The following is a 13,554-nucleotide window of genomic DNA, read 5'->3' on the forward strand; positions in this document are numbered from 1 at the left end:
AACGAGTTCCCCGTGACCTTGCTGAAAGTCGGGGTCGGACTCGCTGAGAAGGGACTGTTCAGCGAAGGCGAAATCGGCGACACAACCCTGGCTCAGACGGGCCGCCGAACCACGCGACTGGACATGCCGCCCTTCACGATCACCAAAGAGAACGGTCGCCGCGAATGGCGGCAGATGCTCCTAGCTATCGAACAGCGCATCATCCTTTCCGACAAACACCCCGGCATGCTCGCGGACGACCTGTCCGACTACCTCTTTGCCCGCAGCACCGGCCATATCGGCTCGCTGATGACCCTGATCAACCGCGGCTGCCAGCGAGCCATCCGCAGCGGCACCGAACGCCTCGACCGTGACCTGCTCGACCGGGTGAGGAACGACGAGGCGTCTGAGGCCGCCCGCAGAGAGCTCGAAACCGCGCTGGAGCGAGGGAAGTTGATCAGCCGACCCGGCGCCAACCGACGGAAGGCTGCATGAGACCGGGCATTCGAACCCTCCCGCTGCGGGTGGAGCCCCTTCCCGGCGAGGCATTCGACTCCTGGCTGGAGACATCGGCGGTTCGCCATCACACCACCTTGGGCGAGATTCAGCGGCATCTCGGATTTCCCTCCCGGAGTGGCTCTAGTGAACGCGTCCGGAGCATCCCTCCAGACTGGACGATCGCGCTGTCTGCCCCAGAAGCCGCAGCCGTCGCCCGCGCGAGCGGACTGGCCCCGGAAACGGTCACGAGCATGACGCTGGCCCACTACGACGGCCGGGCCCTACACATCACCGCCGACGGCCTGCACGTCAAACGCGGAAGGCTCTGGGGCCGCGCCGGCTCCCGCTTCTGTCCAGACTGCCTGGCCGCATCCAGCGGCCGCTGGCAGCTAACCTGGCGCCTGGGCTGGACCTTCGCCTGTCCCACCCACCGCTGCCTCCTGGCGGACTGCTGTCCGAGCTGCGGACGCATCCAGAGACTTCAGCCCCGCTCCGGCAAGGTCGTCCCCCGACCAGGGTTCTGCGGAAACCCGCCTACCCGCACGGACGGCCCTCCATCGGCCGGCTGCGGCTTCGATCTGACCCAAGCCCCTACTTTCCGCCTGCCGGAAGGGCATCCGGCCCTGCTCGCTCAGGACCGGTTGCTAAGGATCATCGATACCGGAACCGCGTCGTTCGGCCCTTATGCGGCACACCCGCAGCCAGCACGAACCGCCCTGAATGACATCCGTGCCATCAGCGGCCGCATCCTGGCAGCCCTGCCTCCACACTCCCTCGTCGAGCTGGCCCCGCCGGACCTCGCCGAACGGCACCTCGTCCCCGAGCCCGGCTGCCATCTCGCACACCGAGCCACAGCCCGCCCCGGCTACATGTCGCCAGCGCGAGCAGTGAGCACTGCGGTTGCCGTGACGCTCACGTTGAGTGTCCTCGCTCACCGCGACATCCACCGCAGCGGGAGCGCCATGCGCGAACTGCTGTTGGCAATGCATCCGGATCTTCACCAAGTCACTGCCACCAGCATCGACAGCTGGGGGCGCGGCCTGAGCCCTGTTCTCAAGGCCGTGCACCTAGCCGCGCTCGCCCCGTCCTTCAAGCCCCTGGAACAGCTCCGGTTCCGCACGATCACAGCCCTGCCCAGCCGTCCCAGCACCGCAAGCCGGGCAGGTGGCCAGCGGGCCCGGAAGATCCCCAGCATGCTCTGGCCATCCTGGGCCGTGCGGTTCACTTCCTCACCGGAGGGCTTCCACAACGTCCTTCCTATGACCTTGTCCACCTCACTGTTGGTGATCAATAGCTGGATCCGGCTCGACGCTGCCACCGGACTCCTCGGCTCCCATACCGACGGCCCCGCCGTCGGCCGCATCCTGCACAAGCTGGGCCTGGACCCGCACTGGCCTGACATTCAGACCGCCTTGATCAGACTGGCCGACTATCTCGACGCGCACGACGTTCCCATCGACTACTCCAGGCGCCGCCGCTTGGACTACACCTGCCTGCTGCCGCACAAGCGCTGGCTGGAGATCTGCCGGTCCACCGGCACGCAGCCCGGAAACGGAAGGCGCGAGTGGGTCGTCCGGCGCCGTCTGTTTCAACGAATCAGCGGCCTGCCAGCTCAAGCGTCCCCAGGGTTCGACGAGGACGAAGAAGCGCACTTCCGCGTCGAGGCCGCACGATTTCCCGTCTTCCTGACACCCGAGCTTGCCAAAGCGCTGAACGACGAGGCCCGCGCGTTCCTCCTTGCTCAACACGTCCGGAACGAGCCGGTCGTCTGGCAGCCACCCGCTCACCTACTCGATGGACTCGACCTGCCCGGCCCTGACCCCACTTCCATCGACATCCCTCACCTGCACTGTCTGATCCGTCAGGGCAAGCATCCCGTTCGACGGACAGCTCAGACCCTTGGAACCAGCATCCCCGTGGTCCGAGGTCTACTCGAGGAGAACCCCGCTCCTGCCGCTGCGATGACCGAGGCCGCCGCGAGATCAACAGGCCGAGTTCGTCACGCGGCTCGACAACGGCTCCCGAGAAGCGACTTCGTCCGCTTCTACCTGCGAAAACATCTCTCACTTGCCCGGATTGCAGAACTTACAGGCATCTCCCGCAGGGTCCTGACCTCGCTCACACATGAGTACGGCATCCCGCTGCGTGATGGACCGCAGGACTACACGCGGCGAGGGACCATTGAGCGCGACTGGCTACACGAGCAGTACGTCGTTCGCCGCCGGACTCTCACTGATCTTGCTCGGGAGAGAGGCATGAGCCGCGCAAACATGGAGCGATGGGCACACAGGCACCACATCCCGATCAGGACCCGCGGCGGAGCGAGCCACAACTCCGCCCTTCGCTTGGCCGAACAAGCAGCTCGCACGCCGGCGATCCTGCGCAAGGCTCTCACCAGCCCCTACGCATGGCAGCGACTGGAACGCTTCGCAGCAGCAGTTCACTACCCCACGCTCCACGAAGCCGCACGAGCCCGCGGCGTCACTCCTGCGGCACTCATCAAGCAGATCCAGCGGCTTGAGAAAGACCTTGGACAGCACCTACTTGAGCGTGCTGAGCGCGGACACCCCATGAAACTGACGCCCTTCGGCCAGAAGGTCGCCACTGCCGCCCGGGGAACCCTCGCGGAGAACATGACACGACCAGGGGTGACCTCCTGAAACCCGAAGCCCTCATCATGGGCCAGTGACCACATGGATGCGCTGCTACTGGGACGAGGAAGACGTCTGGTTCTACTTCGAGGTCGACGCCGATGGCTGGGTGACCCGACAGGTCGAACTCCAAGGGCCTGAGCTGGCACCGGTCGCAGCCGCCTCCCTCGACGAATGGCAGCAGGCCCACGAAGCAGGCCGCCTCAATGAGTACGACAGCAGGTTCGGGATCACAGCCGAGCTGCCCGTCTCGGAATGGGAAGGCCACGACCCCGAACAACTCACCTCCGAGGAGTTCGAGGAAGTCTGGAGTACTGCCCGTTGGCAGATCGCGTCCCAGCCCAGCTGACCTCTCGGCCCCCGCGCAAGGCTTCTTGGCATCATCTCGGCATGACCCCGACCCTTCCATCTGTTCGAGCCGTTGACACCGCTCAGCTCCTGGACCTGGCCCAGGAGGCCGCCATGCACGGGTTCAGCCAACGCCTACCGGTCGACTGGCTCCAGGAACACCTCGCCGCAGAGGCGACGCACTACCTGTTTCCCACGCTCGTGCAGCGGCTCACGCACCGTCCCGAGGTGCCGCTGCAGTGGAGGTGCCAGCAGCTGCTGACCGTCAGCACCGGCGAACAGATCTGGGGTCTCCTCGACGTCCTGCCCGACACCTTCGACAAGATCCCGGAGACCTTGGACACGGCGTCCAAGAAGGACATCGTCAGCCGCATAGAGCATGCCGTGACCGTGCGCGAGTGGGCGGAGTGGAGGGCTGCTGATACCGGTCCTGAAGAAATGCCACGGCCCTGAGATATGGGGCACCCGGACTTGGGCTGAGACAGCGAGGCCGCCACACCCAGGAATATCTGCGGGACAGTCCAGTTGCAGGGCGCTACAGTCCGACCGAAGAGGGGGAATGGTGGCGCTGAACAAGAAGGGGTCCCGGCGCATAACTGTTGACGGGATCGAGTACTGCTGGCGGATCCGGAGGAAGCCCTCCTACATGCAGGGACTCTGCTGGACACCGATGACCTACGCGGTCGAGGCGGCCAACGGCAGCCAGTCGGGGACGACCTTGATCGTTACCAGCGGCCAGGCCCATCCCAGTAACTGGGTGGGCGTCGAGGCAGAACCCATTCGTCCAGCTCACGTTGTTGCCAGCATTCGAGAAGCCCGAGAGCAAGGCTGGGATCCAACCCGGGCCGGTTCTCCTTTTCAGCTCGACCGATCCGCAGGATTCATCGCTCAGCCATGAGACCAACCGGAGAAGGTCGGCGGGTTTCGGTCGAGCTGCCGCAGAGGCTTCAGGCGTGGTTCGCCGAGCACGAGGAACGCTTGCAGCTCTGCGGGATGACGTCCAGCAGTCGCCCGCGGATGGCCGAACCAAGACCAGCACCTGGATGACGCTCGAAAGGGATTACCACATCGCCGTGCTCATCGTCTGGAGCAGCGGTGAAGCTGAACTTGAGTACGGGGACGTGGCAACCGGCCAGGTCCGACAACAGCATCGTGATCTCCAGACCCTCCAGGATCTCCGCGACGCCATCGAGAGCATTCACGAATGGATCCAGACAAAGGGCGGGCGGTTCCCGGACGGACCTGATCAGCCCAGTTGCTGATTGCGCAGATCGTTGGCGGTGCCAGCGACAGCTGGACCGCAGTCGGCCGGCAGACCGTCTATCAGCAAGGCGATGGCGTGCTCAGCCGTGTCTGCCTCGCCTATCACTGTCCCCCGGGAGGGACCGCAAACGCGATATCGGCCGTCGCTCAGCGGATCGACGAACGGCACGTCCCATGAGTACGGGAACCCGGTGCAGGTCGTGAAGTGAAGTGACCAGTGGCTGGTGAACGGATACAACTGCCGCAGCTTCGGTTCGGCCGACGCCATCTCGGCGAGCGCCAGTGTCTGGCGGGCGAGGTCGAGCCGGTGCGCTTCCTGGCGCAAATCCTCCAAGAGGAGCCGCCACTGCACGGTGACCGCTTCGGCTGGACCGCGTTCATGTGCTTCGGTCAGCTCGCTCACCTTGATGAAGGGCGCAGCCTTCTGGATCTCGCGAAGCCGGGCCCCGTTTCGCCAACCTGCTGCGGCCCGGGCCAGCTCTTTCAGATCGGAGGTTGAGCCCGAGAGCAGTTGAACGCCTTGATGCAGGCCATTGATGTTGAACCAGCGGCTCTCCGACCCGATGAAGATCCAGCAAGGTTCCCGGTCAGGGGCTGTGCTGGTGACGCTGGCTGTCCGCAGCGGGTCCGAATCGTTGCTCAGCACCGCATCCAGGTCGAGCCCCTGCTCGGCAGCGGCCAGTTCCAGTGCCGCGGCCAGACTGCCGGCAGCCGCAAGATCCGGATAGAGATCAGGGTCGGCGGGAGTTGGTTCGTGTCGAGCGGGGCGCGGGGAGTTCGAGGTCACCGCCGGAGTCTGCCGTCTGCGCTGAGGAAATGGCCACCCTCGTGAGACGGATCTTCCATGCCACACGGTGAGACAGGTCGCAGAGCACCAGGTCAGCGGGCTGCGTCATGACATGAGTCGAGAGAACCTACACCCTGGGCGAAATGTGCTCGACGCCTGGCGTGTGCGGGGGTGGACTGTGGCCATGACGACAGTTCAGGAAGAGTTGCTACCCGGCACACGGCGTGCGCTGCTGCACCGGATCGCCGTGGCCCAGAGCGAAGGGCGGGCACCGTCGCTGGCCGCCGCCGTCGTACGGGACGGGCGGACCGTGTGGCACGGCGCACGGGCCTCGATCGACGGACATGCGCAGGACGAGCAGGTGCAGTACCGGATCGGCTCGATCACCAAGACGTTCACCGCCGTTCTCGTGCTGCGGCTGCGTGACGAGGGCGCCCTCGACCTCGATGACCCTCTGGAGAAGCATCTGCCGGGCACCGGTGCGGGGGAGGCCACGGTGGGCCAACTCCTGTCGCACACCGGAGGGCTGGCGGCCGAATCGCCCGGACCGTGGTGGGAGCGGACACCAGGTGAGATGCGTCCCGAGCTCGCCGACGTCCTCGGCGAGCAGCCCCTCCTGCACCCGGCCGGCCGTCGATTCCATTACTCCAACCCCGGCTACAGCCTCCTCGGCGCCCTCGTCGAGACACTCCGCGGCGCGCCCTGGGACGGGGTGCTACGGCGTGAAGTGCTCGAACCCCTGGGTCTGAACCGCACGAGCACACGACCACGGCATCCCCATGCGGTCGGCTGGGCCGTGCACCCGTGGGCGGACGCGATGCTGCCCGAGCCCACCGAGGATTACGGGCGGATGGCGGCTGCGGGGCAACTCTGGTCGACAACCGGCGATCTGGCGCGGTTCACCGCCTTCCTGACCCGCGGGGACGACCGGGTGCTGAGTGCGGCCACCCTTCGGGAGATGAGGACGCCCGCGGCGCCCGCCGAGCTCACGGAGCTGGGGGACGGTGGTAGCTATGGGCTCGGCCTGCGGATCGAGAACCAGGGCGGCCGGCTGCTGGTCGGTCATTCCGGTTCGGTACCGGGCTTCTTGGCGAGCCTCACACTCAGCGTGGCCGACGACGTCGCCGCAGTGGTGCTCGCCAACTGCACCTCCGGACCGATGGTGTCCCAGGCGGCCGCGGATCTCGTACGCATCGTGGCCGAGGCCGAGCCGCGCATTCCCGCGCCGTGGCGGCCGCTGCGGGAGGTCGACCACTCCGTTCTGGAGTTGGCGGGCCAGTGGTACTGGGGCACCAACTCCTTCGCTCTGCGCGTCACAGCCGACGAGTTTCTCTCCCTCGGACCGCTGTCCGGGGACGGTCGACGCTCGCGCTTCCGGTCGAACGGCGATGGCACCTGGACCGGCCTGGAGGGCTATTTCGCCGGGGAGATCCTGCGCGCCGTACGACGTCCGGACGGCACCGTGGACCATCTCGACCTCGGCTCCTTCGTGTTCACGCGCCGGCCGTACGACGAAGCAGCCGATGTTCCCGGTGGCGTGGACCCTGCGGGATGGCGGGGTATCGGCTAGTCGACGTTGGGTCCACAAGAGGTGTGGCCATGTTTCACGTGGAACATGGCCACACCTGTGGGTGCCGGTTCCCGTGCTTGTCTCAGAGTTGGAGCTTGAAGCCGACGTGGGAGGCCACGAAGCCCAGCCGCTCGTAGAACCGGTGGGCGTCGGTACGCGTGTTGTCGGAGGTCAGCTGCACCAGCTGGCAGCCGGCGCGCCGGGACTCGTCGATCGCCCACTCGATGAACCGTGTGCCCAGGCCACTGCCACGCTCGTCGGCGTGGACGCGTACGCCCTCGATGATCGACCTGGTCGCCCCGCGCCGGGACAGGCCGGGCACGAGCGTGAGTTGGAGGGTGCCCACGACCCGTCCGTCCCGTACGGCGACCACCAGGCGCTGGTTCGGGTCGGCACTGAGCCGCCCCAGGGCGGTCAGGTACGGGCTGAGGTCGTCCGGCGACTCACGTTGGGCGCCCAGCGGGTCGTCAGCGAGCATCTCGACGATCGCGGGGACGTCCTCGGCGACGGCGGCACGAATTTCAAGATCTCCCATGGCCGCAGACTAAGCGGCGGCGGGCGCCTTGAGTGACTCCACGACCCGCACCAGCGGGGCCAGCTCCGGATTCCTCGCCGCCTCGTCGAGGGCCTCGCGCAGTGCAGCGTCGTTGGTCGGACGGGCCTCCTCGAGCAGCTTGAGGCCGGCGTCCGTGACGTTGGTGTAGATGCCACGGCGGTCGGTGGGGCACAGGTAGCGCTCCAGCAGCCCCCGGTCCTCGAGCCGGGTGACCAGCCGGGTGGTGGCGCTCTGGCTGAGGACGACAGCGTCGGCGACCTGCTTCATCTGCAGATGCCCCCCGTCACCGTCGTGCTGACGACTGAGGACGTCGAGCAAGGAGTACTCGCGCACGCTCAGATCGTGCCGGGCCTGCAGTGCGCGCTCGATGTGGGCCTCGATCCTCCCGTGCAGCAGGGAGAGGGCGCACCAGCCCTGAGCGAGGGCGGTGAGCGCGGGGTCCGTCGCAGTCATGGGTGTCTTCCTCCTCCGTGCCGGAGCGGCTGCATTAAGGATAGAGCAGGACCGCAATAGCCCGCTGTTGCATATAGCCAGCGTCTGCAACTATTGTGGACGCACGCAAAGCGCTCCTGCAATCGTCTGGAAGGTGCACCCCCTCATGCCTCTCGCGCTTGTGGCCCTCGCGATCGGGGCCTTCGGAATCGGAACGACCGAGTTCGTGATCATGGGCTTGCTGCCCGAGGTCGCGGGCGACTTCGGGGTCTCCATCCCCACGGCCGGGTTCCTGGTGACCGGCTACGCGCTCGGCGTCATGTTCGGCGCCCCGCTGATGACCGTCCTCGGCACCAAGGTGTCCCGCAAGCGGATGCTGATGCTGCTGATGGGTCTGTTCATCGTCGGCAATCTGCTCTCCGCCGCCGCCCCGACCTTCGGCGTCATGCTGGTCGGCCGTGTGGTCGCCTCGCTCGCGCACGGCGCCTTCTTCGGTATCGGCTCCGTCGTCGCGGCCGACCTCGTCGCGCCGGACAAGAAAGCCGGCGCCATCGCGATGATGTTCACCGGTCTCACCGTCGCCAACGTCGTCGGCGTCCCGCTGGGCACCCTCGTCGGCCAGAGCGTCGGCTGGCGCGTCACCTTCGGCATCGTCGCCGCACTCGGTGTCGTCGGCCTTGCGGGCATCGCCAAGCTGGTCCCGGAGATGCCCCGGCCGCAGGGCGTACGCCTGCGTCACGAGCTGGCCGCGTTCAAGAACGCCCAGGTCCTGCTCGCCATGGCGATGACGGTCCTGGGCTTCGGCGGGGTCTTCGCGGCCATCACCTACATCGCGCCGATGATGACCCACGTGACCGGTTTCGCCGACGGTTCCGTCACTTGGCTGCTGGTCCTCTTCGGACTCGGCATGGTCGGCGGCAACCTCGTCGGCGGCAAGTACGCCGACCGTGCCCTGATGCCCATGCTGTACGTCTCTCTGGGCGCCCTGGCGGTCGTCCTGGCGCTCTTCACGCTGACCGCCCACAACAAGGTGCTCGCCGCCGTCACGATCGCCCTGATCGGCGCTCTCGGCTTCGCCACCGTCCCGCCGCTGCAGAAGCGCGTGCTCGACCAGGCGCACGGCGCCCCGACACTCGCCTCGGCGGTCAACATCGGCGCCTTCAACCTCGGTAACGCCCTGTCCGCCTGGCTCGGCGGCCTCGTCATCGCCGCCGGTCTCGGCTACACCGCCCCGAACTGGGTGGGCGCCGTCCTCGCCGCGGCCGCCCTGGTGCTCGCCTTCGTCTCGGCCGCGCTGGAGCGCCGCGACAGCGCTGCCAGCGCCGTCGTCGCTGAGGGCAGGCCCGCCGAGCGGCCGGCGGTCGTCCACCACTGAGCCGCGACGGTCAACCGTCCGTCGGGCCAGGGCCGCCCCGGCGGACGGGTCGTCCCCCGGCCGCACCAAAACCTCCGACCGTACGAACCGGCGGACCGTACGTCCCCCGGCCGTATCAAGCCCCCGACCGTACCAACCTCAGCAACACCACAAGGAGAACTACCCCTCATGAGCACCACCACCGCCGTCGCTCCGCTGACCATCCACGACGCCGAAGTCCTCGTCACGACCGCTCACCGTGCCGCCGAGGCCGCCGGGGTCACGGTCAGCGTCACCGTCCTGGACGCGGGCGGCCATCTCCTGGCCTTCCGACGGGACGACCGTGCCGTGCTGATCTCCGGCGAGACGAGCACCCGCAAGGCCTACACGGCGCTGCAGCTGAACACGCCCACCGCCGACCTCGTCGAGGCCGTCCAGCCCGGCGGGCTCTTCCACACCCTGCCCACCGCGCTCGACCGGCCGTTGCTGTTCATCGCGGGCGGTGTGCCGATCCACCGTGACGGCCGCCTCATCGGCGCGATCGGGGTCGGCGGCGGTGCCCCCGAGCAGGACCACGGCTTCGCCACGGCCGCCGTGGAGGCACTCGCCTGACGGCGGCTGCCCCTGGAGCACCCACGAAGGACGCCGGTTCCCGAACGACGGAGGGAGCCGGCGTCGTCGATCCCGCGGGACTCAGCCGGCCGCCACCGTGAGCGGAGCGAACCGGCGGCTCCATTCGCCCGGCAGCTGCGGGATGCCGTAGGTCATGACGGCGTTGAAGGCGACGGACTCCAGGCCCCGGGCCTTCACCCACGCCAGCAGTTCCTCGTGGCGGACGTCGATGTCCGTGCGCAGGGGGCGGTCGGTGTGGGCGGCGAGCGAGGCGAGCAGCGCCTTGGCGGTCTCTGTGTCGCGGGCGATCAGAGGGCCCACCACATGGGTGTCCATGTTGGGCCAGGCAGCCGCGTAGCCGACGATCCGGCCGTTGTCCTCGGCGACCCGCACCTGGTCGGCGAAGGCGGGCAGGCGCGCGAGCACATGAGTGCGGTCGGCGCCGAACACCTCCTCGTCGAGCCGCAGGATCGCGGTGAGGTCCTCGGCGGTGGCCGCACGAGTGACGACGCGGGACCCCGGTCCCTCGGGTACGAACTGCCCGACCACCATCTCGGCCCGGCCCGTGGCCTTGAATCCCAGCTCCTCGTACAGCGGACGACCGTTCGGCGTCGAGTGCAGGGTCAGTGGGGTGGTGCCCATCATGGTGACGACGTGCTGCATCAGGCGTCGGCCGACGCCCTGGCGGGCGTGCCGCTCGGCGACCAGCACCATGCCGACGGCTGCCAGAACGGGCCGGTCCTGCGGGCCGTACTCGGTGACGACACAGGCACTGACGAGACCCCCGTCGGGATCGTCGATGCCGTACCCCTTCCCGGCGGTGAGGAGCAGGCCCCACTTGTGTTCCTCGCGCGGCCACCCCCGGTCCTCGGACAAGTCGGCGCAGGCGGTGAGATCGCGGTGCGTCAGACGGCGGATGGGGAGAGCAGTGAGGGAAGGAATCGGCACGCAGGTCAGGCTGTCCGACCGGTGCCCTCGACGTCCACCTGTTTCCCCGGAGACGTACGTGCTTTTGGCCATGTCGTGATCAACTCCTGAGCGTGCCCAGAGGCCGGCGACGTTTCACGTGAAACGTGGGCCAGCCCCCGTCGTTGGAAGGCTGCGCCGCCGCCGTGCGGAAAGTGGGGTGCCCGTTAGCTGTGACGGCTGCGTTCGAGGCAGCCCCCTGGCTGGCGCGCGTCCGTGAGGGCTGGCGGAAATCAGGAGCCGGGGAGAGTACTGCGCGGTCGTATCGCTCTCGCCCTCGTTCTTCGTGGAGCGGCTGACCTGGTGGGGCGCGCACGCCGCTCACGGTTCTCGCTTTGCCTCTGTGCCTTTCACCGAGCCCGTCGACCCGGCGGGAGTGCTCAGCGCCGCCGCGAAGGTGGTGATTGCCGACCGGCTGTGCGCGGAGTTCGGACTGACGCGTGACGACTGCGTCACCTACGGCGATTTCCTCTCGGACATGGACCTGTTCGGCGTGGTGTCCCTTTTCCGTGGCGGTCAATGCGGACAGCCGTCTGTCAGGTGTCGCGACCCACTCCTGCGTGGGTAAGGATCTGTGGGATGCCTATGAATTGGTGTGCCAAGCCCGGTAATTGAAGGATTCCACGGTTCGCGAAGCGGCCGCTGTTCGGAAGGCGAGGGGGGACTTGTGCGGCGGGCGGCGCCCGGTATGGTCGACTCCGGTTCGTGTCCGGGACGTGATGCACGACAGATGCGGTGCACACATTCCGTGCGGGGCCGAGAGCAGGGCAAAGCAGCCTAACGGGACGGAGAGATCGAAGACCCGCGATTCCGGTTATGCGGCCGGGGCGTCCGTACAGGATGGGATGCTGCGGTGCGGTGAAAGGACTGCGGCCCATGCCGCACTCTCGCCTTACGCGGCCGTACACAGCAGAAACTACGGGGTGGGCCGCGGCTGCATGCGGTCGCGGTGCGGAACGGAAAAGCAAGCCGTCTGCGGGGGAAGCAGGCACCTTCCGATCGTGGAAGTGCGCAGACCGACCGAAACACGTTCGAGGCGAGGCACACCATGGACGCTCCGACCACCAGGTCGGCCGACAACGGCACGTCCGGCGGCGGGGACGGTTGGTTCACGCCGCGCAAGCAGCCGGAGCCGGCTGCCGGCCGCGAGCAGGAGACCTCCGAAGGACGCCGCCTGGCCGCGCTGCGACCCGTGGGCAGGGGCACAGCGACAGCCGACGGTGAACCACCCCAGGACCAGACCGCCGTCCCGAGCGCCCACCCAGCCGATTCGGGCGCCCGCATATCCGTCCCCCCGTCCGAGCCCACCACACCCGCTAGAGGTCAGTCGCACAAGCCCGCCGCACCCCTCCAGCCGCCCGTCAGCGCCGAACCCCGCGTCCCCGGCCAACGGTCCGCCCCTACCGGAAGCCCCTCCCCGGACGCCGTCCTCATCCGCCGGACCATGGCAGAAGTGGCGCCCGTAGCCGACAAGGTCACCTCGTACTTCTACGCGCTGCTCTTCGTTCGCCACCCCGACCTGCGGTCGCTCTTCCCTCCCGCGATGGACACCCAGCGGGACCGGCTGCTCAAGGCGCTGCTCACCGCCGTCGAGCACATCGACAACACCCCGGTCCTCGTCGACTACCTGCAGAGCCTCGGTCGCGGCCACCGCAAGTACGGAACCCGCGCCGAGCACTACCCGGCCGTCGGCGAGTGCCTCATCGGGGCACTGAGCAAGTACGCCGAGTCCGTGTGGGACGCCGAGACGGAGGCGGCCTGGGTCCGCGCCTACACGACGATCTCCCAGGTCATGATCGACGCAGCGGCCGTCGACGAACTGCGTGCGCCTGCCTGGTGGTACGCGGAGGTCGTCTCCCACGAGCTGAGAACCCCGGACGTCGCCGTCCTCACGCTGCGCCCCGATCATCCCTATCCCTTCCTCGCCGGGCAGTACGCGGGCCTTGAGACGCCTTGGTGGCCGCGGATCTGGCGGCACTACTCCTTCGCCTCCGCGCCCCGCTCCGACGGGCTGCTGACGATCCACGTGAAGGCGGTCCCCGCGGGCTGGGTCTCCAACGCGCTGGTCCATCGAGCCCGGCCCGGTGACGTCGTCCGGCTCGGGCCGCCTGCCGGCTCCATGACCGTCGACCACACCCGCGCCAGCGGACTGCTCTGTCTGGGCGGCGGCACCGGCATAGCGCCCATCAAGGCCCTGGTCGAGGACGTCGCCGAGCACGGCTCCCGCCGCCCGGTCGAGGTGTTCTACGGCGCCCGCAGCGACCACGACCTGTACGACATCGACACGCTGCGCGGACTCCAGCAGTCCCACCCCTGGCTCGAGGTCCGCCCGGTGGTCGACCGCGACGGCCTGCTCCAGCTCCCCGACGCCATACGCGCCTTCGGCCCCTGGACCGAGTACGACGCCTATGTCTCCGGCCCGCCCGGCATGATCCGCAAGGGAGTGGACGCCCTGCGCGGCGCGGGTATCCCGGCAGAGCGCATACGCCACGACTCGGTCGAGGAACTCGTAGCTGCCGGGAGCTGAGCGGAAGACAC

Annotated in this window: 13 protein-coding genes and 1 pseudogene; 9 read left to right on the forward strand and 5 right to left on the reverse strand. The window is 68.0% G+C overall.

The window, feature by feature from the left end; genetic code table 11:
- The first annotated feature begins 12 nt into the window (after positions 1 to 12).
- The 4 genes from ACIHAR_RS23140 to ACIHAR_RS23155 are packed head-to-tail and all read left to right on the forward strand — an operon-like array spanning position 13 to position 3,929.
- On the forward strand, positions 13 to 474 hold the full coding sequence (locus ACIHAR_RS23140) for a hypothetical protein (RefSeq protein WP_400021452.1): 462 nt from the start codon (positions 13 to 15) through the stop codon (positions 472 to 474).
- Complete coding sequence (locus ACIHAR_RS23145; protein ID WP_400021454.1) at positions 471 to 3,137, forward strand: TniQ family protein; 2,667 nt, start codon at positions 471 to 473, stop codon at positions 3,135 to 3,137. The genes ACIHAR_RS23140 and ACIHAR_RS23145 overlap by 4 nt, the downstream gene beginning before the upstream one ends.
- Positions 3,138 to 3,174: 37 nt before the next feature.
- Entirely contained in the window at positions 3,175 to 3,477 is a 303-nt protein-coding gene (locus ACIHAR_RS23150) for a hypothetical protein (protein ID WP_400021543.1), read from the forward strand.
- 41 nt (positions 3,478 to 3,518) lie between these two features.
- Positions 3,519 to 3,929: a hypothetical protein gene (locus ACIHAR_RS23155; protein ID WP_400021456.1), complete on the forward strand. Its 411-nt coding sequence runs from the start codon at positions 3,519 to 3,521 to the stop codon at positions 3,927 to 3,929.
- 494 nt (positions 3,930 to 4,423) lie between these two features.
- On the opposite strand, the gene ACIHAR_RS23160 is transcribed toward ACIHAR_RS23155, so the two are convergent.
- Both ACIHAR_RS23160 and ACIHAR_RS23165 read right to left on the reverse strand, forming a co-directional pair.
- On the reverse strand, positions 4,424 to 4,678 hold the full coding sequence (locus ACIHAR_RS23160; RefSeq protein WP_400021458.1) for a hypothetical protein: 255 nt from the start codon (positions 4,676 to 4,678) through the stop codon (positions 4,424 to 4,426).
- 44 nt (positions 4,679 to 4,722) lie between these two features.
- Positions 4,723 to 5,526, reverse strand: a complete 804-nt coding sequence (locus tag ACIHAR_RS23165) for a DUF6193 family natural product biosynthesis protein (protein ID WP_400021460.1) — start codon at positions 5,524 to 5,526, stop codon at positions 4,723 to 4,725.
- Positions 5,527 to 5,710: 184 nt separating this feature from the next.
- Between ACIHAR_RS23165 and ACIHAR_RS23170 the strand changes: the two genes are divergently transcribed.
- Positions 5,711 to 7,096, forward strand: coding sequence for a serine hydrolase domain-containing protein (locus ACIHAR_RS23170; RefSeq protein ID WP_400021462.1), 1,386 nt, complete (start codon positions 5,711 to 5,713; stop codon positions 7,094 to 7,096).
- A gap of 82 nt (positions 7,097 to 7,178) precedes the next feature.
- On the opposite strand, the gene ACIHAR_RS23175 is transcribed toward ACIHAR_RS23170, so the two are convergent.
- Positions 7,179 to 7,631: a GNAT family N-acetyltransferase gene (locus ACIHAR_RS23175; protein ID WP_400021464.1), complete on the reverse strand. Its 453-nt coding sequence runs from the start codon at positions 7,629 to 7,631 to the stop codon at positions 7,179 to 7,181.
- Positions 7,632 to 7,640: 9 nt separating this feature from the next.
- Positions 7,641 to 8,105 carry a MarR family winged helix-turn-helix transcriptional regulator gene (locus tag ACIHAR_RS23180; RefSeq protein WP_400021467.1) on the reverse strand — a complete coding sequence of 155 codons (465 nt, stop codon included), beginning with the start codon at positions 8,103 to 8,105 and terminating at the stop codon, positions 7,641 to 7,643.
- 145 nt (positions 8,106 to 8,250) lie between these two features.
- Between ACIHAR_RS23180 and ACIHAR_RS23185 the strand changes: the two genes are divergently transcribed.
- Positions 8,251 to 9,459, forward strand: coding sequence for an MFS transporter (locus ACIHAR_RS23185; RefSeq protein ID WP_400021469.1), 1,209 nt, complete (start codon positions 8,251 to 8,253; stop codon positions 9,457 to 9,459).
- A gap of 168 nt (positions 9,460 to 9,627) precedes the next feature.
- A complete protein-coding gene (locus ACIHAR_RS23190) occupies positions 9,628 to 10,050 on the forward strand; it encodes a heme-binding protein (protein ID WP_400021471.1) in 423 nt (140 codons plus the stop codon).
- An 81-nt stretch (positions 10,051 to 10,131) separates the two neighbouring features.
- Here ACIHAR_RS23190 and ACIHAR_RS23195 read toward each other — a convergent pair whose 3' ends face one another.
- Positions 10,132 to 10,998 carry a GNAT family N-acetyltransferase gene (locus ACIHAR_RS23195; protein WP_365471458.1) on the reverse strand — a complete coding sequence of 289 codons (867 nt, stop codon included), beginning with the start codon at positions 10,996 to 10,998 and terminating at the stop codon, positions 10,132 to 10,134.
- 191 nt (positions 10,999 to 11,189) lie between these two features.
- Between ACIHAR_RS23195 and ACIHAR_RS23200 the strand changes: the two are divergent.
- Positions 11,190 to 11,627: pseudogene (locus ACIHAR_RS23200) on the forward strand (hydrolase); the annotation flags it as partial.
- A gap of 437 nt (positions 11,628 to 12,064) precedes the next feature.
- Positions 12,065 to 13,543, forward strand: a complete 1,479-nt coding sequence (locus ACIHAR_RS23205; RefSeq protein WP_400021473.1) for a globin domain-containing protein — start codon at positions 12,065 to 12,067, stop codon at positions 13,541 to 13,543.
- Positions 13,544 to 13,554: the final 11 nt, after the last annotated feature.

This window comes from Streptomyces sp. NPDC052016 (assembly GCF_044548445.1).
Classification (GTDB): Bacteria; Actinomycetota; Actinomycetes; order Streptomycetales; family Streptomycetaceae; genus Streptomyces.